Source organism: Verrucosispora sp. ts21, from assembly GCF_002879555.1.
Classification (GTDB): Bacteria; Actinomycetota; Actinomycetes; order Mycobacteriales; family Micromonosporaceae; genus Micromonospora; species Micromonospora gifhornensis.
This window is the reverse complement of the sequence record NZ_PNOZ01000022.1, coordinates 1-23,749: the sequence shown is the minus strand read 5'-3', so window position 1 is coordinate 23,749 and position 23,749 is coordinate 1. Positions and strand designations below refer to the sequence as shown.

Annotated in this window: 25 protein-coding genes and 1 tRNA gene; 17 read left to right on the top strand and 9 right to left on the bottom strand. The window is 70.7% G+C overall.

From position 1 onward, the window contains the following. Window positions 1-221: 221 nt before the first annotated feature. The 7 genes from tmk to C1A38_RS12020 all read left to right on the top strand — a co-directional run bounded on the left by tmk (window position 222) and on the right by C1A38_RS12020 (window position 6,448). On the top strand, window positions 222-2,318 hold the full coding sequence (tmk, locus tag C1A38_RS12050) for a dTMP kinase (protein ID WP_102657969.1): 2,097 nt from the start codon (window positions 222-224) through the stop codon (window positions 2,316-2,318). Next, window positions 2,318-3,526, top strand: coding sequence for a DNA polymerase III subunit delta' (locus tag C1A38_RS12045; RefSeq protein ID WP_102657932.1), 1,209 nt, complete (start codon window positions 2,318-2,320; stop codon window positions 3,524-3,526). Before tmk ends, C1A38_RS12045 begins: the two co-directional genes overlap by 1 nt. Window positions 3,527-3,658: 132 nt before the next feature. Further along, window positions 3,659-3,988 carry a YbaB/EbfC family nucleoid-associated protein gene (locus C1A38_RS12040; protein ID WP_013731077.1) on the top strand — a complete coding sequence of 110 codons (330 nt, stop codon included), beginning with the start codon at window positions 3,659-3,661 and terminating at the stop codon, window positions 3,986-3,988. A 1-nt stretch (window position 3,989) separates the two neighbouring features. Further along, window positions 3,990-4,292, top strand: a complete 303-nt coding sequence (locus C1A38_RS12035; RefSeq protein ID WP_102657931.1) for a hypothetical protein — start codon at window positions 3,990-3,992, stop codon at window positions 4,290-4,292. Beyond that, window positions 4,292-4,987: a hypothetical protein gene (locus C1A38_RS12030; RefSeq protein WP_102657930.1), complete on the top strand. Its 696-nt coding sequence runs from the start codon at window positions 4,292-4,294 to the stop codon at window positions 4,985-4,987. Before C1A38_RS12035 ends, C1A38_RS12030 begins: the two co-directional genes overlap by 1 nt. 105 nt (window positions 4,988-5,092) lie before the next feature. After that, window positions 5,093-5,959 (top strand): PSP1 domain-containing protein, encoded by an 867-nt coding sequence (locus C1A38_RS12025; RefSeq protein ID WP_102657929.1) that lies wholly within the window; start codon window positions 5,093-5,095, stop codon window positions 5,957-5,959. A gap of 48 nt (window positions 5,960-6,007) precedes the next feature. Further along, window positions 6,008-6,448 carry an Rv0361 family membrane protein gene (locus C1A38_RS12020; protein ID WP_102657928.1) on the top strand — a complete coding sequence of 147 codons (441 nt, stop codon included), beginning with the start codon at window positions 6,008-6,010 and terminating at the stop codon, window positions 6,446-6,448. A gap of 57 nt (window positions 6,449-6,505) precedes the next feature. Here the strand turns inward: C1A38_RS12020 and C1A38_RS12015 are convergent, their stop codons facing one another. Beyond that, window positions 6,506-8,326, bottom strand: a complete 1,821-nt coding sequence (locus C1A38_RS12015) for a metallophosphoesterase family protein (RefSeq protein ID WP_233196781.1) — start codon at window positions 8,324-8,326, stop codon at window positions 6,506-6,508. A gap of 125 nt (window positions 8,327-8,451) precedes the next feature. Here C1A38_RS12015 and C1A38_RS12010 point away from each other — a divergent pair. Then, window positions 8,452-8,525 (top strand) — tRNA-Thr (locus tag C1A38_RS12010). Between the two features lie 17 nt (window positions 8,526-8,542). Here the strand turns inward: C1A38_RS12010 and C1A38_RS31350 are convergent. Then, window positions 8,543-8,737 carry a hypothetical protein gene (locus C1A38_RS31350; protein WP_199180186.1) on the bottom strand — a complete coding sequence of 65 codons (195 nt, stop codon included), beginning with the start codon at window positions 8,735-8,737 and terminating at the stop codon, window positions 8,543-8,545. A gap of 360 nt (window positions 8,738-9,097) precedes the next feature. Between C1A38_RS31350 and C1A38_RS12000 the strand changes: the two genes are divergently transcribed. Further along, window positions 9,098-9,538: a DUF6228 family protein gene (locus tag C1A38_RS12000; protein WP_146017525.1), complete on the top strand. Its 441-nt coding sequence runs from the start codon at window positions 9,098-9,100 to the stop codon at window positions 9,536-9,538. A gap of 709 nt (window positions 9,539-10,247) precedes the next feature. After that, window positions 10,248-11,213, top strand: coding sequence for a YxiH-YxzG fusion protein (locus tag C1A38_RS11995; RefSeq protein WP_146017524.1), 966 nt, complete (start codon window positions 10,248-10,250; stop codon window positions 11,211-11,213). Between the two features lie 197 nt (window positions 11,214-11,410). Here the strand turns inward: C1A38_RS11995 and C1A38_RS30815 are convergent, their stop codons facing one another. Next, window positions 11,411-11,611 (bottom strand): hypothetical protein, encoded by a 201-nt coding sequence (locus C1A38_RS30815; RefSeq protein ID WP_146017523.1) that lies wholly within the window; start codon window positions 11,609-11,611, stop codon window positions 11,411-11,413. A gap of 223 nt (window positions 11,612-11,834) precedes the next feature. Between C1A38_RS30815 and C1A38_RS11990 the strand changes: the two genes are divergently transcribed. From C1A38_RS11990 to C1A38_RS11970, 5 genes are all read left to right on the top strand, one after another. Further along, complete coding sequence (locus C1A38_RS11990) at window positions 11,835-12,482, top strand: 2'-5' RNA ligase family protein (RefSeq protein ID WP_158244891.1); 648 nt, start codon at window positions 11,835-11,837, stop codon at window positions 12,480-12,482. A 228-nt stretch (window positions 12,483-12,710) separates the two neighbouring features. After that, window positions 12,711-13,268, top strand: a complete 558-nt coding sequence (locus tag C1A38_RS11985) for an MFS transporter (protein WP_102657924.1) — start codon at window positions 12,711-12,713, stop codon at window positions 13,266-13,268. Window positions 13,269-13,433: 165 nt separating this feature from the next. Continuing rightward, on the top strand, window positions 13,434-13,919 hold the full coding sequence (locus C1A38_RS11980; protein WP_102657923.1) for a DUF2231 domain-containing protein: 486 nt from the start codon (window positions 13,434-13,436) through the stop codon (window positions 13,917-13,919). Window positions 13,920-13,933: 14 nt separating this feature from the next. Beyond that, the gene (locus C1A38_RS11975) at window positions 13,934-14,452 is read left to right on the top strand and encodes an Hsp20/alpha crystallin family protein (protein ID WP_102657922.1); all 519 of its coding nucleotides are present in this window, start codon (window positions 13,934-13,936) and stop codon (window positions 14,450-14,452) included. Between the two features lie 6 nt (window positions 14,453-14,458). Beyond that, window positions 14,459-15,568: a glycosyltransferase family 9 protein gene (locus tag C1A38_RS11970; protein WP_102657921.1), complete on the top strand. Its 1,110-nt coding sequence runs from the start codon at window positions 14,459-14,461 to the stop codon at window positions 15,566-15,568. 45 nt (window positions 15,569-15,613) lie between these two features. Here the strand turns inward: C1A38_RS11970 and C1A38_RS11965 are convergent, their stop codons facing one another. Next, window positions 15,614-16,483 (bottom strand): glycosyltransferase family 2 protein, encoded by an 870-nt coding sequence (locus tag C1A38_RS11965; protein WP_102657920.1) that lies wholly within the window; start codon window positions 16,481-16,483, stop codon window positions 15,614-15,616. Further along, the gene (rfaE2, locus tag C1A38_RS11960) at window positions 16,480-18,366 is read right to left on the bottom strand and encodes a D-glycero-beta-D-manno-heptose 1-phosphate adenylyltransferase (protein WP_102657919.1); all 1,887 of its coding nucleotides are present in this window, start codon (window positions 18,364-18,366) and stop codon (window positions 16,480-16,482) included. The genes C1A38_RS11965 and rfaE2 overlap by 4 nt, the downstream gene beginning before the upstream one ends. 155 nt (window positions 18,367-18,521) lie before the next feature. On the opposite strand from rfaE2, the gene C1A38_RS11955 reads away from it, so the two are divergent. After that, window positions 18,522-19,070: a type 1 glutamine amidotransferase domain-containing protein gene (locus tag C1A38_RS11955; RefSeq protein ID WP_102657918.1), complete on the top strand. Its 549-nt coding sequence runs from the start codon at window positions 18,522-18,524 to the stop codon at window positions 19,068-19,070. 125 nt (window positions 19,071-19,195) lie between these two features. Next, window positions 19,196-20,872: an MDR family MFS transporter gene (locus C1A38_RS11950; RefSeq protein ID WP_102657917.1), complete on the top strand. Its 1,677-nt coding sequence runs from the start codon at window positions 19,196-19,198 to the stop codon at window positions 20,870-20,872. Between the two features lie 51 nt (window positions 20,873-20,923). Here C1A38_RS11950 and C1A38_RS11945 read toward each other — a convergent pair whose 3' ends face one another. The 4 genes from C1A38_RS11945 to C1A38_RS30810 all read right to left on the bottom strand — a co-directional run. After that, window positions 20,924-21,415: an NUDIX domain-containing protein gene (locus C1A38_RS11945; protein ID WP_102657916.1), complete on the bottom strand. Its 492-nt coding sequence runs from the start codon at window positions 21,413-21,415 to the stop codon at window positions 20,924-20,926. A gap of 284 nt (window positions 21,416-21,699) precedes the next feature. After that, entirely contained in the window at window positions 21,700-22,710 is a 1,011-nt protein-coding gene (locus C1A38_RS11940; protein WP_102657915.1) for an NADPH:quinone reductase, read from the bottom strand. Window positions 22,711-22,790: 80 nt separating this feature from the next. Beyond that, the gene (locus C1A38_RS11935) at window positions 22,791-23,444 is read right to left on the bottom strand and encodes an HAD family hydrolase (protein WP_102657914.1); all 654 of its coding nucleotides are present in this window, start codon (window positions 23,442-23,444) and stop codon (window positions 22,791-22,793) included. 93 nt (window positions 23,445-23,537) lie between these two features. Continuing rightward, window positions 23,538-23,749 (bottom strand): helix-turn-helix domain-containing protein (locus C1A38_RS30810; RefSeq protein ID WP_502696932.1); only part of this gene is annotated, 212 nt, incomplete at its 5' end.

Below are 23,749 nucleotides of genomic sequence, written 5' to 3'. Positions count from 1 at the left end.
GCAAGGCGAGGCGTGACGGGGGTAGGTCCCCGCAGGTCTAGAGTGTTCCACCGGGGGTGCCCAGTGATGGGCCGGCACGTGGAGGTACGGCCATCGAAAGCCAATTCAACGGCGAGTCGTCCGGCGTGTCGCCGTCCACGAACCAGCCCACCGGCCAGGCCGGCCGATCCGGCGGCACGACCGGCCAGGCTGACCTGACCGGTTACCCCGCCATCCGCTCGGTGCTGCGCATCCGCCCCTTCCGCCGGCTCTGGATCGTGCTCAGCGCTGCCTCCTTCGGTGACTGGCTCGGCCTGCTCGCCACAAGCATCTTCGCCGCCGCCCAGGTGGAGGGCAGCACCGCCAAGGGCGCCGCCTTCGGTGGCGTGATCGCCATCCGGCTGCTGCCCGCGTTGCTGCTCGGGCCGATCGCCGGCGTGTTCGCCGACCGGTTCGACAGGCGCTGGACCATGGTCATCTGCGACCTGCTGCGGTTCGTGCTGTTCGCCTCCATCCCGCTGTACGCGCTGACCGGCGCCAGCGGTGCCCGGGTGGTCAGTTGGGCGGCCATCGCCACCTTCCTGATCGAGACGGTCACGCTGCTCTGGATCCCGGCCAAGGAAGCGGCGGTACCGAACCTCATCCCGCGCGCCCGGCTGGAGACCGCCAACCAGCTCACCCTGATCACCACGTACGGCCTGACGCCGATCTTCGCCGCGATCGTGCTCGCCTCGCTCGACGGCATCGTCCGGGGTGCCACCGGCGGTGAGATGCCGTCCTGGGCCGAGCCGGCCCAACTCGCGCTCTGGTTCAACGCGTTCTCCCGGCTCGCCACCGCCCTGGTCGTCGCCTTCGGCATCAAGGAGATCAGCCAGGGGCAGCGCCAGCGGCAGGAACAGTCCGAGCAGAGCATGCTGCGCCAGTTCAACGAGGGCTGGCGGTACATCGGGAAGACGCCACTGGTCCGTGGCCTGGTGCTGGGCATCTTCGGTGCCTTCGCCGGCGGCGGCATCGTGATCGGCACTTCCCGGTTCTTCGCCAACTCGCTCGGTGCCGGTGACGCCGCCTTCTCCCTGCTCTTCGGGGCGATCTTCTTCGGCCTGGCGATCGGCATCGGGCTCGGCCCGATGATCGTGCGGGACATGTCCCGGCGTCGCTGGTTCGGCATGAGCATCGTGCTGGCCAGCGCCTCGGTGATGACCCTGGCCTTCGCCATCCACCTGTCCATGGCGCTGGTCGGCGCGGTCCTGGTCGGCGCCGGCGCCGGAATGGCCTTCCTCTCCGGCACCACCCTGCTCGGCGGCGAGGTCGCCGACGAGGTACGCGGCCGGGTCTTCGCCGTGGTGCAGATCGGCACCCGGCTGGTGCTGATCCTGGCGATCGCGCTGGGCAGCCTGCTCGCCGGTGTCGGTGGCTCCCGGAAGCTGGAGATCGCCGACCTGGGAATCTCGATCTCCGCCACCCGCCTGCTGCTGCTCGTCGCCGGCGCGGCCGGGATCTTCGCCGGAATCAGCGCGTTCGGCCAGATGGACGACAAGAAGGGCGTCCCGGTCCTGGCCGACCTGTGGGGATCGATCCGGGGCCGTCCGCTGATGCCGGCGGAACCGTTCGTCTCGGCGGGACTCTTCGTGGTCTTCGAGGGCGGCGAAGGCGCCGGCAAGTCGACCCAGCTGGCCCAGCTCGCCGAACGGCTGCGCGCCGAAGGACGGGACGTGGTGGTCACCCGCGAGCCGGGCGCAACCGGCGTCGGCACCCGCATCCGGTCCCTGGTGCTGGACAACAACACCGACGACGAGGCGCCCTCGCCACGCGCCGAGGCCCTGCTCTACGCCGCCGACCGGGCGCATCACGTGGCCACCGTGGTCCGGCCCGCCCTGTCCCGGGGTGCCGTCGTGATCAGTGACCGGTACGTCGACTCCTCCCTGGCCTACCAGGGCGCCGGTCGTACCCTGCCGGTCGACGAGCTTTCCTGGCTCTCCTCCTGGGCCACCGGCGGGCTCAAGCCCGACCTGGTGGTGCTGCTGGACATCGACCCGCGTGCGGGGCTGACCCGGGTGGCCGAGCGCAGCCGGGCCGCCGACCGGTTGGAAGCCGAGTCGCTGGCCTTCCACGAGCGGGTTCGGTACGCCTTCCTCGACCTCGCCGCCGCCGACCCGAAGCGCTACCTGGTCCTCGACGCCGGCCACCCGGTCGACCAGATCGCCGAGCGGGTCGCCGACCGGGTGACGGAACTGCTCGCCCCCGGCGGTGCCGACCACCCGGGGCCGGCAAGTGGCCCGGACACCTCGGTGCAGCCTGAGTTATCCCCAACAGAGCTGGTGACGACGGAGCGGACTTGATGCCGGACGCCTTCGCCGACCTGGTCGGCCAGGACGAGGCGGTGGACACGTTACGTCGGGCTGCGGCCGCCGCAGCCGCCGTGCTGCGCACGCCACAGGAAGCGGTGGGCGGAGCAGATCCGGGTGCCGGGATGACGCACGCCTGGATCTTCACCGGGCCACCCGGCTCGGGACGGTCGGTGGCGGCGCGGGCCTTCGCCGCCGCGTTGCAGTGCGTGCACGGCACCGGGTGCGGGCAGTGCCCCGGTTGTCACACCACCCTGGCCGGCACCCACGCCGACGTACGACTGGTGGTCCCCGACGGGCTCTCCATCGGGGTCAACGAGATGCGGGCGCTGGTGCTGCGCGCGGCCAGCACACCGTCCGGCGGCCGATGGCAGGTCGTGATCATCGAGGATGCCGACCGGTTGACCGAGGCGGCCGGTAACGCACTGCTCAAGGCGGTCGAGGAGCCCCCACCCCGAACGGTCTTCATGCTCTGCACGCCCTCCACCCACCCGGACGACATCTCGGTGACCATCCGGTCGCGCTGTCGGGTCGTACCCCTGGTGCAGCCGGCAGCGGACGCGGTGGCCGAGGTGCTGGTCCGGCGGGACGGGATCGCGCCCGATGTGGCCCGATGGGCGGCGGCGGCCACGCAGGGTCACGTCGGACGGGCCCGGCGGCTGGCCGGCGACCCCCAGGCCCGGGCCCGGCGGGAGGCGGTGCTCGCCGTACCGCGCCGACTGACAAGCGTGGGTGCCGCCTTCGACGCGGCCTCCGCGCTGATCGAGGCGGCCGAGGCCGAAGCCGAGGCGGCGGTCGTGGAGATCGACGCGGCGGAACGCGCGGCGCTGGAGACGGCGCTCGGCGCGGGCGGTACCGGTCGGGGCGCGGCAAGCGCCGCCCGGGGTTCCGCCGGCCAGCTCAAGGACCTGGAGCGGCGGCAGAAGTCCCGGGCCACCCGGGCCCAGCGGGACGCGTTGGACCGGGCGCTCGTCGACCTGGCCGCCTTCTACCGGGACGCGCTGACCATGGCGATGGGCGCACCGGTGCCGCCGGTGCACACCGACACCGCCGAACTGGCTGACGCCGGCGCGCGCAGCTGGCAGGCGGAGGGAGCGCTGCGGCGGCTGGAGGCCGTACTGGCCTGCCGCACCGCCATCGAGGCGAACGTCAAGCCCCGGATCGCCGTCGAAGCCATGATGCTCGCCCTCTGGAAGGGCTGACCGCGGCAGGTCTTGTCGGCCGGACCGTTATCCACAGGCATCGACACGCGCAATTCACGTGCGGTACGGTCCGGTGTGCCGTGGTGACGGCGGCGGCACGCAGAGTGAGGGCAGCCGGGGAGGAGTCCGCTGATGCCGCGGGGCGAGATCGACGAGGCATGGATCGAGGAGGCGGTCCGGCGTTACCGCCGGATCGAGTCGCTCCAGGCCGAGTTCGACCAGGCCGTGGCGACGGTCGAGGTCACCGTCCGGTCGCCGGACGGCCTGGTGGAGGTGGTCGTCACCGCCAGCGGCCGGATCACCGACGTACGCTTCCTCGGCCCGCTGCACAACCGTGCGCCGCGTGACGTGGCCGGCTCGGTGCGGGCTGCGGTCACCGCCGCAGCGGACGCCGCCCAGTGGGCCCGGGAGAAGCTGCACAACGAGACCTTCACCGCCTACCGGCCACTGACGGGGGCCTGAAATGGACCTGCGTACCCTGGCCAGCCGGCTCGACGACGCGAGCGCCACCCTCACCGCGCTCTCCCGTTCGGTCACCGCCAGTGACCCTGCCCAGGGGGCCTTCGGGGCTGACGCCCCGGGCCGACCCGGCGAGATCGGCCGGGCACTGCTGCGGCAGTGGACGACGGCCACGGGCGACCGGGCCCGGGAGGCGTACGCCGCCGCCGGTCACCTGGCGGCCACCGCGGACGCCCTACGCCGGGCTGCGGACCAGTACGCCGACACCGACGTCGCGGTGAGCCGCCGGCTGGCCGGAGAGTCCTGATGGACGCCCTCGACCGGCTCGCCGAACCGGGCCTCGACCTGCTGCGCCGGGTCGACACCCTGCTCGCCGCAGGCGCACCCGAGGGGCACCGGGTCTGGCCGCTGCTGCGGCGGATGCAGGTGCTGCCGGGCGAGGCGCTGCGGCACTTCCTCGACCTGCGTCCCGGGCCGCTGGCCGCTGCCGGGCAGGCGGTGCGCCGGCACGTCCACGGGTACGACCGGGCGTGCGCCGCGCTGACCGACCCGCTGCTCTGGTCCGGGCCGGCCGCGGCGGCGTACGGCGAGACCCGGGCGGTGCTGCTGCGCCACCTCGACGAAGGCCCCGAAAGTCTGGTGGGAAGGCTGGAGGCTACCGCTGGTTACGCCGAGGCGCTCGCCGACTGGGTGGAGGGCAGCCGGTTGGCCGTCGCCCGGGCCCTGGCCGAGGTGATCGGCTCGGCCGAGGCGGTAACGGTCGTCACGGCCACCTCGGTCACCCGGGCGGTGAGCCACTCCGGGCCGTCGTCGCCGGGTGCCGTCGCCGCTGCCGAGATCGCCGCCCGCCTGCTGGCGGTGCTCGGTGTGGCATACGACGGGGCGGAGACCCTGGTACGCCAGTGGGGGCCGAGCATGGCCGAGTCGGTGCTGCGCCCGCCGGCCGCCCGGGCCCGCCCCGACTTCCACGACGGCACCCGCACGATCCGTGCCAGTTGGTAGGCGGGGCGCGTCGGCCGGGTTCGGCCGGACATGGATGGTCGTACCGGGTGGTCGAACGCGACTCCGAACCGGCACGGTCCCGCCGAAGCGTCGTAGGGTGATGACATGGGGATGCTCTGTGCGGTCAGCTTCCAGCGCTACGGGCGCCTCTACTACCTCGATCCGGGCGAGTTGCGCCCCCAGGTGGGCGACAAGGTGTTGGTGCCCACCGACGACGGGCCCGAGGTGGCGGAGTGCGTGTGGGCGGCGCAGTGGGTCACCGAGGACACCGACGGTTTCCCCAAGCTCGCCGGGCTGGCACAGGATGAGGACCTGCGCCGCGACGAGGACCTGCGCCGCCGCAAGGCCGAGGCGAAGGTCGCGGCCAAGCGGCTGATCCGTGCCCACGGGCTGCCGATGAAGGTGGTGGCGGTCGACCACGTGCTCAGCAGGGGCGACGACGGCGGGGAGCGGAGCACCATCTACTTCACCGCCCCGCACCGGGTGGACTTCCGCTCACTCGTCCGCGACCTCGGCGCGACCCTGCACTGCCGGGTGGAGTTGCGGCAACTCTCCGCGCGCGACTCGGCACGGGTGCAGGGCGGCATCGGCTCCTGCGGGCGCGACCTGTGCTGCGCCACCTTCCTGAACGACTTCGAGCCGGTGACCATCCGGATGGCCAAGGAGCAGGACCTGCCCCTCAATCCGCTGCGCATCTCCGGCGCCTGCGGTCGACTGATGTGCTGCCTGAAGTACGAGCACCCGCTGTACGCCTCAAGCGGCACGTACCCCGCGACCGGGCAGCGCGTCGAGACCCCCTCCGGCCTGGGCAAAGTCGTGTCACGGCATCCGCCGAGCGAGACCGTCACCGTCCGACAGCTCAGTGACGGGGCGGTCAAACGTTGCTCGCTGGCCGATGTCTGTGGCCCTCGCATCGCACACGACGAAAGGCACTCCTCCGCCGAGCCGGGTCTGTCGCCGCAAGGGGAGTGACCGGGCCGCTGCGATCTTGGGCTTGTCCGGGGCTCCTACCCTGCCCGCATGGCATATCAGCCGGCCATGGTGCCGCCGAAGAAGTCCAAGCGGGTTCTGTTCATCGTGTTGGGTGTGGTGCTCGCACTCTGCTGCTCAGGTGGGGCGGTCGGTGCCTACCTGATCTACCGGGTGGCGATGGACGCCACCGGACCGGTCCGCTCCACAGTGAACACATTCGCCGGCGCGCTCGTGGAACGCGACTATCCGACCGCCTATCAGCAACTCTGCACCCGGATCCGGGACCGGGTCAGCGAGGCGGACTTCACGCAGCAGCAGGAAAACCAGCCGGACCTCACCGGACACAAGATCGTCGGGCTGAACCTCTCCAACCAGAACGGCCATGTCAGTGGCAGTGCGACCGTCCGCTACACCAAGAGCGAGGGCGGCGCCACCAACCAGGTCTACCCGCTGATCAAGGAGGAGGGCAACTGGCGGATCTGCGAGTGAGTCGCCCGCCGGCAGGCCCCGGATGAGCTGTCGGCCCGCCGTCGCGGTCGCCCGAGGTCAGGTGAGAGAGACGGGCGGCTCGGCCAGCCGGGGAGTCAGGGGCGTGGTGGGGGCCAGCCAGGAGGCTTCCGGTGTGTGGTCGGGGTTGACCTGCCAACGGCGGGCCACCCGGTCGACCACGACGGGGTAGAGCGTGAGGGTGCCGTCCGGGTCGATACGCATCCGGACGAAACCCTTGGCATCCTCGATGCCCTGACCGGCGAACAGTTCGTTGACGTTCACCCCGAACGCGCTGGCGATCAGCAGGTACCCGGCCACCAGTTGACTGGCCACCAGCCCGATCACCGGCAGGTAGAGCACCGCCGCCGCAGCCGCCGGCAGCGGCCAGGACCAGTTGTGGAAGGGCAGGGCCAACCAGACCCAGGTGCCGGCCGCGCCCAGCCCGACGTGGGCCAGACCGTGCATGACGCCGAGAACCCAATGTCGCACGTTGCGTTTCCCGGTGGTGCTGGGTGGCTTGGCGAACAGGGCCGCCGCGAGCACGGTCACCAGCACCATCAACACCAGCGGAACGCTGAACAGGCGCTGCTCGGACGCCTCGATCCGGAAGTCGGCCACGCCGGCGATGGAGAGCATCAACAGGGTGTGCAGGACGCCGAGCAGGGTGGCGAACCCCGGATTGCGGCGAGGCAGCCGGCCGAAGATCCCCCAGCCGTACCGGCGGGAGCGGGCCGCGTCGGGGTAGCGGGCGGCCAGCGCGTACGACCGGGACGGGCTGGACCGCCGGGCCAGGGTGTCGCGCGGCGGCACCTCGATCTGCTCGGGCAGCTTGTGCGTGGGGTAGAGGTACGCGCCCCCGCTGCCGCAGGTGACCAGCTGGCGGTCGTCCGGGCCGGTGTACCGGGCGTAATGGTGCAGGTCGCCGGAGATCAACACCCGCACCCGGGCCCCGGTGGGCGCGATGATGGTCCGGATGAAGTAGTCGATCGAGTCGTACGCCGAAGGGTTGTCGACGGTCTTGACCCAGGCGGGTGCCGGCACCGCCAGGATCACCTTGCTCTGCGGCCCCAGCTTCTTGGCGACCGTGTCGAAGTAGGTCAACTGCGGATCGTCGACGTACGAGCCGGACTGGTCGTCGAGGCCGAGCAGCCACCAGTCGGCGGGCAGCTCGGCGGCGAAGTACGAGCGTGACTGCCCGGTACGCCAACCGCCGAAGTGCCGGTCCCGAGTCCGCACGAACAGCCGCAGGAACGCGGTGAGTCCGTCGTACCAGTCATGGTTGCCGGGGACCGCGAAGACACTGGGCTGCTCCGGCGGGGTGGCCGGCAACGCAGCCTGGTACGGCCCCTTGCACCGGTCCTCGTACGCCTCGTAGGCGGCCGACGGGTACACCTGGTCGCCGCCCATCACCAGGGTCTGCGCCCGCGGCAGCCGATGCCCGTCCACCGTCAACTCCGGCTGGGCGAGCAGGTAGGCGACCGAGTACGTGGCATTGAACCCGTCACCCAGGTCGGCGACATAATCCAGCCAGAGCCCGCCGTCCGGCCCGACCTGCCTGGCGATCTCCGAGTCGAGAGCCTTCTGCAGCTCCCGTTTGTCCAGGTACGCCCCGAACAACATCGCCAGCAGCGTACGCAGACCGGTGCTGATCAGCAGCAGCGGCGCGAGCCACGGCACCGGCTTGCGCGGCGTGAACCCCAACTCCAGCGGATCGGTGCTACGCGGTCGCCGCGCCGCCCGCCCACCGGCCGCCTCCTCGGCGTACGGACCCAGGGGCGCGGCTCGCCCGGTGGCGGCGGCCGGGTCGGCCGGAGGTTGCGGGATACCGCCCGGCGGGCTGTCGACCGGTTCGTCGCGGGGGATGTGATCGTCGGCCATCCATCGCAGCGTAGCGGGCGATGATTCGCACCTGCCGAGCCGCAAGGGCCGCGCTGTCCGGTATGCCGACTCGGGTACTCCCGCTCCGCTGGGCATCGGCGCGTGCCGTACACTAGGCGATCGTTGCCGCCTTAGCTCAGTCGGCTAGAGCGACGCACTCGTAATGCGTAGGTCGACGGTTCGATTCCGTCAGGCGGCTCGGTGAAGAAGCCCAGGTCATTGGCCTGGGCTTCGCCGTTTCCCAAGGTCGACAACCTCACCGCCAGCCTGTCGAGTCCTTGAATAGTCCTTGTCCCGCGCCGCGACCGCCTCGTCCAGCCGGGTGGCGACGGCGTCCAGGTCGTCACCGAACAGGCCCGCGTACACGTTCAACGTCATCGACGCCGAGGCGTGCCCGAGCGACCGCTGCACCGCCTTCCACGTTCGCCCCGGCTGCCACGGCCAGACTCGCCGCCGTGTGTCGCAGGTCGTGAGGCGTGAGCCCGGCCAGCCCGACCGATGCCGCCGCCGGTCCGAAGACCCGCGTCCGGAAGTTCGTGTTGCGTAGCGGACCGCCGTTGGGGGCGGTGAACACCAGTTCGTCGCGGCGCTTCCCGGCGACGTGGTTGTGATCAAGGCGGCCCGCAAGCGGGCCGCGCCGGCCCGGCCCCGGCCTGCTGGCGACCTCCGGCCGGCTGGCCACGCTTGGGGGCGACCAGGTCTACGGAGACCTCGGGGCTCTGCCGCGGACCCCGGCCCTCCTCAGAGATCCGCCAGCCATAATGCGGCGTCATGAACGACGCACTGATCATCGGCTCTCCACCCGCAGGGAGCATGTGGGTGCTTCATCCACCGAAAGATCCTTGGGGTGACGGTTACGTCGTCGTGTTGCAGGTGGAGATGCATGACCAAGGACTCGACGCCCGGCGCGGAGTAGAGCTTGCATGGCCTACTCATGCCCAAGAGCCGGACCTCGTGGACTTCTTCCAGCATCTGGCCAACGACTGGCGCGGCTGGGACGGTGAACGTAGTTGGCGATCATTGGACGCCACCATGCGGATCACCGCCCGTCACGACGGCAAGGGGCACGTCACTCTAGGCGGCACCCTTCAACAGGACTCTTACTCACCTGACGGATGGCTCGCCCGAGTCTTCATCACCGTCGAGGCGGGAGAACAGATGATGTCGCTTGTTGCCGATCTTCGTGCCCACTTTGAGGGACTGGCGAGGTGACGCGTACATCAATCCGTACAGCCAAGCCCGCCCGCTGACACTGACGCCGGCCGACAGCGACGGACCGACTGACCAGGTGTGCAGTCACCTGACCAGCCATCCGCGATCTTCTTCCAACCCAGGTTCACCGCCCCAGTTAGGGTCCTCCGTGTGGCAGCAGGTGGCGACTCCGGCATGAACCAAAGAATTGACGTGAGGTAAGTGATCCGTGAAATGAATGGAAAGGTCAGCGTATTCCAGCGTGACGACGGCAGGATTTATGTGGCTAGCTATTCTCGTGTCGCTCAGGGTCCGACGGTCCTAAACGGATGGTGCGACGCGGTCTCCGCTGACGTTGCTGACAACCACCTTGGCGTGCTCGTTCAAGAAGGGCTCCGTATCGGTCAGGAGCCAGAGCGGGACATTTCACCGGAGAATGGGGAGGAACACTTGCGTGGGCTCCTGAAGCTGGCGAAAGTCAGGTCCTTTGCGGCGTTCGCGCGGGGTAGCCGGGCAGTGGGCGTCAGGCGTGATGACTCCGGTGCCTACTTCGTCTTCTACACGGAGAACAGTGGTGTTCGCACGGGGTTCTCGTACACGGGAAACAAGACCGTCGTGCCGTCAGAATCCAGCGCTGACGAGATAGGTAGGGCTGTTCGGGCCGGGCTGGCATCCTCTTCCACATAGTTCAGGCTGCTCGCCCGCGCCTGCCGGCGCTGGGCCGCGGCGAATGAACGACAGCGGCGACGCGTGCCCGCGGAGCCCTGGTTATCGTCTGACGATGACGATCTCCGCAGGGCACAGCGGTCCGCCGTTGGTCCAGTTACGTGCGCACGGGCGGTTGGCGTCCCCGGTCGCTGACGACGTCCTGGTGACGGCATCGGTGGGCCCATCCGGCGAGGTGATCTCGCTGTGGGCTGATCCCGCCAGCCGGAAGGCGCTGCTGGCCGGTGCAGGCTTGGCCGAGTCCTGCGCCCGACAACCCGTCTCCGCCCGGGTGGTCGTCCAAGGCGCGAGCACGACGACGGTCACCACCATCGCCGCTCTGGACCTCCCGTTCTGCAAGCTCCAGCCGCTACCCGACGGACGGATTGTGGCGGTGGCGGGCAGGGGTGGCAAGGCCGTGGTCTTCGACGCTGACGGCACGCCTGTGCTCCAAGGCGATGTCGGCGACGGCATCGAGCATGCGCTGACCACGCCGACCGGGCAGCTGTGGATCGGGTACTTCGACGAAGGCGTCTACGGCGGCGGCTCCCCGCACGGCATCGTCCGCCTCACCGCCGGCCTCGAACCAAATTGGGGATACCCCTTCGGGGTTGAGTTCGGGCCGATCGACGACTGCTACAGCCTGAACGTCGAGGGGGAAACCGCTTGGGCGTGCTACTACAGCAGCTTCCCGATCGTGCGGATTTCCGACGGGACGGTGACCGGCTGGCACAACAAGATCAGGGGAGCAAAGGCGCTTGTCGCCCACGGCGACACCTGCGCCTTGTTCGGCGGCTACAGCGGCGAGCGCAGCCGAGTGGTGATCGGCCGTCTCGCTGACACTCAGCACGAGCCGGTCAGCGAAGGATTGCTTGTCCTACCCGGCGATCGGCCCCTCCCCGACCGAGTCCAAATGGTCGGACGAGGCCCGGAGCTGCACGTCTTCGCGAACACGGAGTGGTACCGAATCAGCCTCGACGATCTGCCCTGACCTCGTCCGGCGTTGCCGCGATGCGCGCTCCTGAGAACCTGGATGGCCTCCGTCTGACATTGACGCCCGCCGCCATCCGTACAGCCAGGGCTACCGTGAGACGCCGACGCAGCCCGACAACGACGGACGGGCTGATCAGGCGTGCGGATACCTGACCAGCCATCCGTGATCTTCCAGCCCCAGCCCCAGGCCGTGGCTCAGTCGAGCAGTCCCGGAACCCGCTCCTGAAGCTCGGCCAGCACCCGTGACAACCCGGCGTTCAGGTCGTCGCCGTCCCACCGTACGGATTCCCCGCCGAGCGGACTGCCTGACACCAGCACCGTCCAGCGGCCCCGTTGGCGAATCTCCCGGTCGTCGGGACTTGTCGCTTGGCGGAATCGAGCCGATGCTGTGGTCATGGGCACAGCCAGGAAGCGGCGGCCGGTCCACCGTGAGCAGGCTGACCGCCTCACGCTTGTCGATCAATGGCATCACTTCGTCCTGGTTCTGGTGCATAGGAGCCTGGGGGTAGTTGATGCCTGTCCCGGCTTCATGAACCGCTGACCACCGGCTCGTCGTTGCCCAGCGACAGCAAGGATGAGGGAAGTAGCCGAAGACGCCGACAGGCATCCAGGGAGCCACATGTCCGACCTGGTCGAGCACGCCGACAACATGCAGGACCACTGGTGGTGGCGGCCGGGGTGGCGGGTTGGCCGCCATTTCCACGCCTGCCACTTCACCATGAGTTCGCACACCGAGTTGGTGAAGCTGGCGCAGCTCTACCAGCAGGCATTGCGGCCGTTCTCCGGCCTCGACCTCATTCCGACGCCCTGGTTGCACCTGACCATGCAAGGCGTCGGCTTCCTGGACGTTCTCACTGAGGACCAGGTCGCCGATCTGGAGCATGCCATCCGACAGCGGCTTGCCCGCGTGCCTACGCCGATCGTCACGTTTCACCGAGCTGTGGTGCGCCGGGAAGCCGTATACCTGCCAGCGACGCCATCTGAGCCCATCGCCTCCGTGCGGAACCAGGTCAGGGCCGCCATCGCAGAAGTCCTCGGGCAGGACCATGTCGAGTTGGCACCCGGGCAGGTGGGGGCGTACCGACCGCATGTGAGCGTCGCCTATTCCAACTCGACACAAGCCGCAGGGCCGATCGTCGACGCGGTGACCCAGGTGGACGCGCCAGCGGTCACGGTGGTCCTCGATCATGTCGGCCTGATCGAGTTCCACCGTGACAACCGCATGTACGAGTGGACTCGCGACGTGCAGATCCCGATCGGTCACTGAGACCTGACAGCTCGGAGCGACGAGGCCGGCCTGCTGGCGACGGGCCGCTACGAGCGGCTGGCCAGCGGCAGCGCCCTGCGGCTGGTTTCGGACGGTACGAACCCGGACATCATCACCCCGTGACCGTACGGTGTCTCCGCCACTGATCCGGGAGGGCGGGCAGGTGAACGTCGCTGGTGGCAACCGGGCGGCGCTGGTGCGCTGTCCTGGATCGCCGGGGCGTACCCGTTGTTCTTCGGTGGTCTGCTCATCGCTGGCGGGCGGGTGGTCGACACGTTCGGGCGACGGCGGGTGTTCCTGGCCGGCACGCTCGTGGTGACCGCGGCGTCGGTGGTGTGCGCGCTCGGCCTGTGGACGCTGTGCGGCGCGTTGGGTGGTGCCGGCGGGTTCGTGCTCGGTGGGCTGGTCACCCAGGCGGTGGGCTGGCGGTGGCTCTTTGCCGCGTTGGTGCCGGTCGGTGTCGCGGTGGTGATCCTGGCGCGCCAGGTGATCGATGCGGGACGGGGCACGACCGCCCGCCCGGATGTCCTCGGCACGATCCTGGTGACCGGCGCGACGGTGCTGCTGGTGCTGTTCCTGGTCGGCCTGTTCGTCTCCGGGTCCGCTCTGGGTGTGGCATCGGTCGCGTTGACCGCCCACGGCACCAGCACCACGGCCGACGACAACGCCGGCCTGTTCGCCCTGCTCACTGCGGCACTCGTCGCGTTGCTCGCGTGGCGGTGGCCGGACGGGGCGGCCAGCCGGCCGGCTTCGTCCGCCCGACCGGAACACGCCCAGGCACCGTGACACCCGCCGTCACCGTCACTGCGCGCTACCGGTGACGTTGACCATGACGGCGGCTGCCACGGTCGGTGCATCGTGCCTGTCGTCAGGTTTGTCCCATGGTGACCGGGGTACCGCCCACGGATGCGGCGACGGTGCGTCGACTAGTGGAAGCAGTGGAGGCCGGAGATGGAGAGTCGACTCAAGGTGTTGGGTCACCCCGTCCATCCGATGCTTGTGATGTTCCCGGCAGCGCTGCTCATCACGGCGGTGCTGTTCGACATCATCGACACCGTCGGCGGGCCGGACTTCCTCGGCGAGGTGGCGTACTGGAACATCACCGTCGGGCTGATCGGTGGCCTGCTGGCCGCGGCGGCGGGCCTGTTCGACCTGCTGGCCATCCCGGCCGGTACGCGGGCAAAGCGGGTGGCGCTCACCCACGCCGCCGCCAACGTGGCGGTGATCCTGCTCTTCGCCGCGGTCTGGGTGGTACGCCTCAACGCCGACTCGCGGGCCGCCGGTGGCGCACTGATCGCCATCGAGGTGGTGGCGCTCGGCATCCTCAGTGTCAGCGCCTGGCTCGGCGGGGAACTGGTCGACCGGCTCGGTGTCGGCGTCGACCGCGACGCCCACCTGGACGCGCCGAGTTCCCTGCGTACATCTGGCAGCCAGTGAATGGGAGATCAGCGATGACCGGACCAGGGCGTGGTTGGCGTGCGGGCCAGCAGGGTTGGGACCCGCTGGGCGAGTTGCAGTCCCTGCGTACCGAGCTGAGGCGGTTGGTCGGTGGTCGGCCGGGGCCGCCCGAGGTGGAGTTGGGGGAGACCACCGACGGCTGGGAGGTGATCGTCCGGCTGCCCGGCGTCGCTCCCGAGGAGGTCGCGGTGGAGGTGGACGACCGTGAGCTGTGCGTACGCGCCCGGACCGAGGCCGAGGTCAACGCCGACCACGGAATCACCGGTGGCTTCGAGACCCGAGGCTTCGACTACCGGGTGCAGTTGCCGGCACGGGTGGACCCGGACGCGATCGACGCGGTGATGGATCACGGCCTGCTCCGGGTGCGGTTGCCGCGACCGAACCGCCCCAGCCCTCGCACCATCCCCGTCGGCCGGGGCGGGCCGTACAGCGGCACGTCCAGCAACATCGACCCGGCCGCCGACCGGGAACTGCACCATCCGGACGTCGCCACCGGCGAAGCCGACCGGTAGCCGAGGATGAGCGACCCGGCCCTGCTCACGTCGGCCGCCGGGCTGGTACCGGACGTGGCCCGGATCGCCGTGCTGCGCGCCAACGCGCTCGGCGACTTCATCTTCATCCTGCCGGCGCTGGACGCGCTGCGGTCGGCGTACCCGCAGGCGGAGATCGTGTTGCTCGGTGCGCCGTGGCACGCGCAGCTGTGGCGCGACCGCCCCGGCCCGGTGGATCGGGTGCTTGTGGTGCCGCCCGCGCCGGGGATCCGCACGGCGGGCCCCGGTGAGGGCGAGGCCAGCATGGTCGACTTCCTGGCCGCCGCCCGCACCGAGCGTTTCGACCTGGCACTGCAACTGCACGGTGGCGGCGCCAACTCCAACCCGCTGGTGGCCGCGCTCGGTGCCCGGGTCAGCGCCGGTCTGCGGGCCGAGGACGCCCCGCCGCTGGACCGCTGGCTGCGCTACGTCTACTACCAGCCCGAGGTGATCCGCTACCTGGAGGCGGTGGCGCTTGTCGGTGCCCCGGCGACCACGATCACCCCGATGTTGACTGTCACCGACGCGGACCGGGCCGAGGCCCGGTCGGTGCTCGGCGCGGCGGAACGGCCCCGGGTGGTGTTGCATCCGGGGGCCACCGACACCCGCCGTCGCTGGCCCGCCGAGCGGTTCGCCGAGGTGGCCCGGACGCTGCATGCGGACGGGTACGAGGTGCTGGTCACCGGCACCCCCGCCGAGCAGGACGTGGTCGACCAGGTGGTCGCGGCGGCCCGGGTGCCCCTCCGGCCGCAGGTCGGCACGTTGAGCCTCGGTGGGTTGGCCGGCTGCTACGCCGACTGCGAGCTGGTGGTCTCCAACGACACCGGCCCGCTGCACCTGGCCGCCGCCGTGGGCACCCCGACGGTCGGCATCTTCTGGGTCGGGAACCTGATCACCACGGCCACCCCGCTGCGTGCCCGGCACCGGCCGATCACCTCGTGGACGGTGCACTGCCCGGTCTGCGGGGTGGACTGCACTCCGGGCATCTACCCGCATCGCCCGGGCGACGGTGAGTGCCCGCACCGGGATTCGTTCGTAACCGACGTGCCGGTGGCCGAGGTTGTCGAAGCCGCGCGCGAGTTGCTGTTCCGGTCGTAAGGAAGGGCACCTTCTTAACGTCTGCGGTAGAGCAGGGGCCCCTTGTTAACAACCAAGGTCGTCGGCGAGGACGACCTCCCACGCCTCCACGTCCCGGTCGGTAACCGTGGTCGGTGACTCCAGGTGGTAGGCGCCGCTGGGCAGGACGCCGGCGCCGCCGTGGCGCGCCAGCACGGCGAGTTGGGCGGCGACATCCTCGCCCTGGTGGCGTGGCGGCACCCGACGCCAGAAATCGAAACCGCCGGAGTCGACGAGTTTCGCCCGGTCGTACAGCACGCAGCCGCCGATCCAGGAGATCCGGTACGCCCGCCAACTGCCCTCCGGCAGCGCCAGCGCCTCGGTCACGTGCAGCAGGTTCGCCGCCGAGTGGATCTGCGCCCGGTCCCACTCGGGGGTGTCCGGCCCGATTCGCTCCGGCACCGGTCGGCCGCGCCACTCCTGGTAGTGCCGGTGGGTATCCGGCCGTACGTCGTGCAGATAGGACAGTCCGTGCACCGCGTTGCCGACGAACCCGCAGCCCAGCTCCTCGATGGCGGTCACCAGCCGACGCAACGTGCCCGGTTCCAGCCAGACGTCGTCGTCGAGGCAGAGCACGTACCGGGCGGCGGAGGCGGCGAGCAGCGAAGCACGGTGTTCGGCCAGGCCACGGCGGGGCAGCCGGCGGGTCAGCAGCACCGGATGCCCCCGGTGGCGCAGCGCCCGGACCATTGTGGCCGCTGCCGGGTGGGCGTACCCGGGCTCGTGGTCGGACTGGTCGCTGACCGCCACACCGAACCCCGGCACCCCCTCCTGAGCGGCGAGCCCGGAGAGGGTGACGGCCAGTTCGGCAGGCCGGTCGCGGGTCGGGATCAGCACGTCGAGCAGCCGTTCGGCGCGGAAGTCGGCGTGCGTACCGGTGTCGAGCGGTCGGTTCACGGTGCCTGACCGGTCATCGGCGGCGCGGTCGACCCGGTCATGTCGTCCGTCGGGTCGGGCAGCGTCACCCCGAGCGCCCGGTCCGCGTCGACGGCCTGATCAACGTCGGGGTCGGGTCGCGTCGGTGGGCCGCCGGCCACCACCTCCGGCGAGCCTTCCTGGCCGTACGCCCGGATCCGGTCGATGATCGCGGAGGTGGACCGGTCCGGTACGTAGCCGAGGGTGCGTACCTGCCCGCCCAGCCGCTGCACCAGCGGTGCCTCCGGCACCATGTCGGGCGGGTAGTCGCCACCCTTGACGTAGACGTCGGGCCGGATCGCCTCGATCAGCGCGGTCGGCGAGTCCTCCTCGAAGACCACCACATGGTCCACGCAGGACAGCGCGGCGAGCAGCGCGGTCCGGTCCTCGACCGGGTTGACCGGGCGGTCGGGCCCCTTCAACCGCCGGACGCTGCCGTCGGAGTTGACCGCCACCACCAGCAGGTCACCGAGCGCGCGGGCCTGCTCCAGATAGCGCACATGGCCCCGGTGCAGCACGTCGAAGCAGCCGTTCGTGAAGACCACCGACCGGCCGGCGCGACGGTGCTCGGCGACGAGGGCGTCCAGCCCTTCGGTGCCGATCAGCACCTGCCGGGCGTCTGCGCTCAGCGCCGGTTGTCCGAGCGCGGTCAGCAGATCCTCGCGGCGGCACACGCAGGTGCCGGTGCCGGCGACGGTGCTGGTGGCGGCGAGCTGCGCCAGGTGGGCCGCGGTGGACAGCGGGGCGTCGGCGGCCAGCGCGAGCGTCATGGCCGCCAGGTACGCGTCCCCGGCACCGACCGCGTGACTGGCCGGTACGGGCGTGCTGTGGCTGCGGCTGGGCTGCCCGTCCGCGCCGCCGACCACCGCACCGTCGGTGTCCAGCGTCACCGCGACCACGTCCGCGCCGGTGTGTGCCCGCAGCTCGGCCAGCCGGGACTCGGCAAGCACCGCCCGGTCCACACCGGCCCCCGCGTCGGCGTTCACGGTCACCCCGGTGCCGGTGACGCTGAGCCCGTCATGGGTCATCGCCACCCGGTCCTCGCTCGGCGTCGGCTCCCCGGTCGGCCCGCCGGCACGCTGTCCCGCCCCGCCCGGCGCGGCACCGACGGTCAGCTCGGACGGGCCGTCGCCCGCGTCGACCTCGGGATGTTCCAGTTGGAGTTCACCACTGCCGCGACCGGCGCGGGCGAGCAGGCGGGTGGCCTCCGCGAAGCTCGGGGTCACCACGGTCGGGGCGAGGCCGCGCCAGTCGGCGAGGTCGTGCGCGTCGAGGGCGACGGTGGCGTACCGGTCCCGTTGGGCGACCAGCCAGGCCCGTACCCGGGCCGGCAGCGCGCCCAGGCCGTAGTCGCAGATCACCAGGGTCGGTGCCACGCCGTCGGCAGCGGCCTGCAACTCGCGGGTCGCGCAGTCCAGGGCGGTGAGCAGCCGGTCCACCCCGTCCTCGCTGAGCGGGTCGTCGGGGTCGCCGGAGTCCTCCCGCAGCAGGATCTGGTCACCGGCGAGCATCCGGCGCTTGACCGGGGTGTGCCGGCCCGGCTGGCTGACCGTACGGTCCCAGACACCGGCCCGATCCAGGCAGTCGTGCAGTTCGTCGCCGGCCACGTCCGCGCCGACGGGTGCCACCAGCACCGACCGGCCGCCCAGCGCGGCGATGTTGACTGCCGTGTTGGCCGCCCCACCCGCTGCGGAGATCCGACGGCGCAGAGTGAGTACGGGTGCCGGGGCTTCCCGGCACAGCCGGTCCGAGTCGGCGAACCGCCATTCGTCGAGCATGGCGTCGCCGAGTACCAGGACGGGGCGTCCGAGCCAGCTCTGCACGACCTCGGCGAGCCGGAGCTGTTCCGCTGCTGCTCGTGCCATGCCGGCGGATCCCCCTGCCCGACGGGGTCAAACCTGCCGCGTGGAGCAGGTGCGGATGCGGCGTGCGCCACCACAGGCGCGCGTTTCGGTGCTCCCGGGTCGGGAAGGGTTTCTTCGTACCCCCGGATTTCGAACCCCCGGAGAGGAGTAGCAGCATGGCAGCCACATTGCAGGGCAAGCGAGTCGCGTTCCTGGCCACCGATGGCGTGGAGGAGGTCGAGTACGTCCAGCCGCGCCAGGCGGTCGAGCAGGCCGGTGCCACCGCCGAACTGGTGTCGATCAAGCCCGGGAAGATCACGTCCTTCCAGCACCTGGACCCGTCGCAGACGTACGAGGTCGATGTGAGCGCCGCCGACGCGGACCCCGACCGGTACGACGCCCTGGTGTTGCCGGGTGGGGTGGCCAACCCGGACTTCCTGCGGACCGACCCGGACGCGGTGCGTTTCGTCAGGTCGTTCTTCGACGCGGGTAAGCCGGTGGGAGTGATCTGTCACGGCCCGTGGACGCTCGTCGAGGCGGACGTGGTGCGGGGTCGCCGGATCACGAGTTGGCCGAGCCTGCGTACGGACCTGGTCAACGCCGGAGCGAACTGGGTCGACGAGCAGGTCGTCACCGACAACGGTCTGGTCAGCAGCCGTAAGCCGGACGACCTGCCGGCGTTCTGCGTCAAGATCGTCGAGGAGTTCGCCGAGGGTCGGCACTGAGCCGACAGCCGACGCCGAAGCGGTGGTGGCCCGTCCGGGCTGTCACCGCTTCGGCGTGTGCGCCGGGTCCGCCACCGCGTACGAGACGTGCGGCATGTTTTCGGTGATCGGGGAAAGCAGGCGTAATGACCACGGAGGGCCGTTCCGAGCCGGTACTGAACAAGAGGCAGCTTCGCCTGCTGATGTTCGGCCTGATGACCGGCATGCTGCTGGCCGCACTCGATCAGACCATCGTCGGGACCGCCCTGCCGACCATCGTCGGTGAGCTGGGCGGCATCAGCCACTACTCGTGGGTGGTGACCGCGTACCTGCTCGCCTCGACGGCGTCGACGCCGCTGTACGGCAAGATGGCCGACCTGTACGGCCGCCGGCCGGTGTTCCTCTTCTCCATCGGGACCTTCCTGCTCGGCTCGCTGCTGGCCGGACTGTCCCAGGACATGACCCAGTTGATCGTCACCCGCGGGGTGCAGGGCATCGGCGCGGGTGGCTTGATCACGCTGGCCTTCACCATCATCTCGGACGTGGTCTCGCCCCGCGAGCGTGGCCGGTACCAGGGCGTTTTCGGTGCCGTCTTCGGCATCTCCTCGGTGGCCGGCCCGCTGGTCGGTGGCTACTTCGCGGAGACCAACTGGCGTTGGATCTTCTACGTCAACGTGCCGCTGGCGATCCTCGCCATTCTGGTCTGTTCCCGGGTGCTGCGGCTGGTGCCGTTCACCCGGCGCAAGCACGCGATCGACTGGCTCGGCGCGTTGCTGCTGGTCGCCGGGGTGAGCTGCCTGCTGCTCGCGCTGAGCTGGGGTGGCGAGACCTACCCGTGGGGTTCGGCACTGATCATCGGGCTGTTCGTCGCCGGGGCGGTGCTGGGGCTGCTCTTCGTACTGCAGGAGGCTCGGGTCGCCGAGCCGATCCTGCCGTTGCGGTTGTTCCGCAGCGCCACCTTCGCCCTGGCCAACGGTGCCGGGTTCGTCATCGGCCTGGTGATGTTCGGGTCGATCATCTTCATCCCGCTCTACCTTCAGATCGTCAAGGGTGCCTCGCCGACGCGCAGCGGTCTGCTGATGTTGCCGATGATGGCGGGTGTCATCGTCACGTCGGTGCTCACCGGCCGGGCCATGAGCCGACTCGGGCGGTACAAGTGGTTCCCGGTGGCCGGGGCGGCGTTGCTGCTGGTCGGGATGCTGCTGTTCACCCGGCTGCGGGTGGAGACCTCGCTCTGGGTGGCGTTCGGTTTCATGGTGGTGATCGGCGTGGGGCTGGGGCTGTGCATGCAGTCGCTGGTCCTGGCCGTGCAGAACGCCGTCTCCATGCGGGACCTGGGTGCGGGCACCTCCTCGGCGACCTTCTTCCGGTCGCTCGGCGGCTCCTTCGGGGTGGCCATCCTCGGCGCGGTGCTCTCCTGGCGACTCACCGCCGAGTTGGCCGACCGGTTGCCCGGCGCGATCGCCCAGTTGACACCCGAGGAGCAGGCTGCGGCCGGTGCCACCGGCGGTGCGGGCGTCTCGATCAACGACCCGGCGGCCATCCTGGCGCTACCCGCCCCGGTCCGGGCGGCCGTCCAGGCGGCGTTCGTCGAGTCGCTGCACCTGGTGTTCCTGACCACCGGACTGATCGCGATCGTGGCGCTGCTGGTCACCCTGGCGCTGCCCAACGAGCAACTGCGGGGTGCCGGCCCGCAGGGCGCCACCGGCGGGACGGACGGGCTCGGTGGGGAAGGCCCGGCACCGGGCGGCAAGCCGCTGGACAAGGGGTCCAAATCGGAGGCCGCCGCCGACATGGAGGCGAAGTCCCAGACGATGCTCTGACCCGCTACGGCGTCCGGCCCCGGCGGTACGTGACTCGTCCGGTCCAGCGCGTCACTTGAGGATCAGGCGGTTGGTCTGCTCGAAGACATCCAGGTCGGCGAGGGTCTCCGTAACGCTGGCGGAGAGCGGGTGCGGCATCGCCTCGCGGTGGAAGAAACCCGCGTCGGTGGTCTCGTCGGTGACCCGGGCGAGCTGGCCGTCCCACTCCTCGACCCGGAACGCGGTGGTGAAGATCTGGTACGTGTGGCCGTACATGTTGGTGTGGGTGCGGTCCGCGCCGGTGTAGAGGGCGAAGGCGCTGACCCGCAGGGCGCGCAGGCCGGTCTCCTCACGGACCTCCCGTACGGCGCAGTCGGCGATCGACTCGCCCAACTCCATCGCCCCGGCCGGCAGCGCCCACTGCCCGTTGTCGGACCGGCGGATCAGCAGGATCCGCGCCGAGCTGTCGCGAACCACGGCGCGGGCGCCCACGAACATCAGCGTCCGGTCGCCGGCGAGCGCGCGCAGCTGTCCGACGTACGAATCAGCCCAGGAAATGCTCACCCGGCGACTGTACGCAGGGATGTCGGGGGTGTCCGGGAGACCGGCTTGTTACCCACTCGTAGGGGCGATGTGCGGGAACTGGCACCGCCGTAACACTTCTCGGCGCATCTTCGCCGTTAGGGATAGCGGGCTCGCGCAGACCTCTACTCCCGGAGGGCGGCCCCGGCGTTCGCACCGCGCCGGGGCCGCCCGTTTTTGCGGGGGTTACCCGCAACGCCAGTATTGCGAGAGTTGTTCGCATCTGTCCCGCCGATGGGGAAATCCGCCCGGAACAGGCCCCCGCACTAGTCGGCGGCGCTGATCAACACCTTCCCCACGACCGCGTCCTCGACCGCCTGATGCGCGGCGGCGGCCGCCGACAGGGGATAGCGGTGCAGCGGCAGCCCCGCCTCCTCGCCCACCCGGATACCGCCCTGCGCGGCAGCCGCCGCGACATCCATCACCGCCTGCCCCTTCGCCGCCTTCGGCAGCGTGTAGACGAGCACGAACTGCCAGCGCGCGTTCGGTGCCATCAGCGGCCGGATCGGCAGGGTCACCTCGTCGCCGCCGTCGTCGGCGTAGACACAGACCACCCCGCCGGGATGCAACAGTTGGACGTCGGTGGCGGCGTTGCTGGCGGCGGCGACCTCGACGATCCCGTGCACCCCGTCGGGCGCGACCTTGCGTACCTCGGCAACCACGTCCTGCTCCCGATAGTTGATCACGAAGGAGGCGCCGGCTGCCGCCGCCAACTGGGCCTTCTCGGCGCTGCTCACCGTGGCGATGACGCAGGCGTCCGCCCAGGCCGCCAGCTGGATCGCCGCGTTGCCGACCGCGCCCGCACCGCCCTGGACCAGCACCGCGTGGTCGCTCAGCGCACCGGGGCGCAGACTGTCCGGCAGGTACTCCCCGGCGGTCAGGCACCGGTGTGCGGTCAGGAACGGGATGCCCAGGCTGGCCCCCAGCTCGAAGGAGGCGTCGCCGAGGCGTACCACCTGGCGGACCGGGACCACGGTGTACTCGGCGGCGGTGCCCCAGGGCCGCTGCCAGGCAGCCTCCCAGATCCACACCCGCTCACCGATCAGATCCTGGGCGACGCCCGCGCCGACCGCCTCGATGATCCCGGCGCCGTCCTGACCGGGCGTCTGCCAACCGGCCGGCAGCGGCCACTGCCGGCGGGCCTTCCAGTCCGTCGGGTTCACCCCGGAGAACACGATCCGCACCAGCACCTCGCCCGCACCGGGCTCCGGCAGCGGCCTGTCGACCAGTTGCAGCACCGAGGGATCGCCGGTGCGCTCGTACACGATGGCCTTCATCGCCGTCCCCTCCCGCCCAACCCACTGGCGGGCGTCCTTGTCACCGACCGTAGGCGGGCCGGGGGTCGGGCGGTGGCCGTTCAGGCCAGCCGGTCCACGACCTGCGGGGTCAATTCGTCGATCGAATCCAGCACCGTCGCCGCCAGCTGTTGCGCGTCCGGATCCAGCGGGTACGACAGGTGTGGCACCGCCACCACGGTCATTCCCGCGGCGGCGGCCGACCGAACCCCGTTTGAGGAGTCCTCCACCGCCACGCACCGCGTCGGGTCCACCCCGAGTTGCCGGGCGACCGCCAGGTAGACGTCCGGGGCTGGCTTGCCGCGTTCGGTCTGCTCGGTCGACAACGTGGCCTGGAACTGGTCGGTCAGGTCGGTGGCGGCCAGCGCCGCCGCGATCAGCCGGGTCGGGGACGAACTCGCCAGCCCCAGCGGCCACCGCGCGGCCAGCCGGCGTACCACCTGGTCGGCCCCGTCGATCACCGGTACGCGCTGCGCGTACCGCTGGGCCATCTCCTCGACCACCTCGGCGGCGACCTGCTCGGCGCTCCGCCGTACGCCCAGTTCGCCGCTGAGGTACCGGGCCCACTCCCCGGTGCTCATCCCCATCAACCGCCGCTGGGTGTCCGCCTGCCACGTCCCACCGTGCGCCGCGATGTACGCCCGCCGCACCTCCTCCCAGACCGGCTCGGAATCCACGATCACGCCGTCAAGGTCGAAAACCACCGCTCCCACCATCACCCCCTCATCCTCCCCCAACCAGTCGCAGACCCAAGTTGACCAAGAAGTTCTGGTCGGCGGGGACGCCAGATCTCGACCGGAACCTCTTGATCAACCCTGTTGGGGGGTGGGGAGGCCGATGGGGTTGGTGGAGGGGATCACCTGGTGGGCGGCCTGGGCGATGGGGAGGAGGAGGGTGTGGAGGCGGGTGAGGGTGTCGGGGGTGAGGGAGTGCCAGGGGCGGGCGGCGGCGCTGTCGGTGGCGGTCTCGATTGCCTGGAAGGCGGCTCGGCCCTCCACGGTGGGGGTGGCAGAGGGCAGGG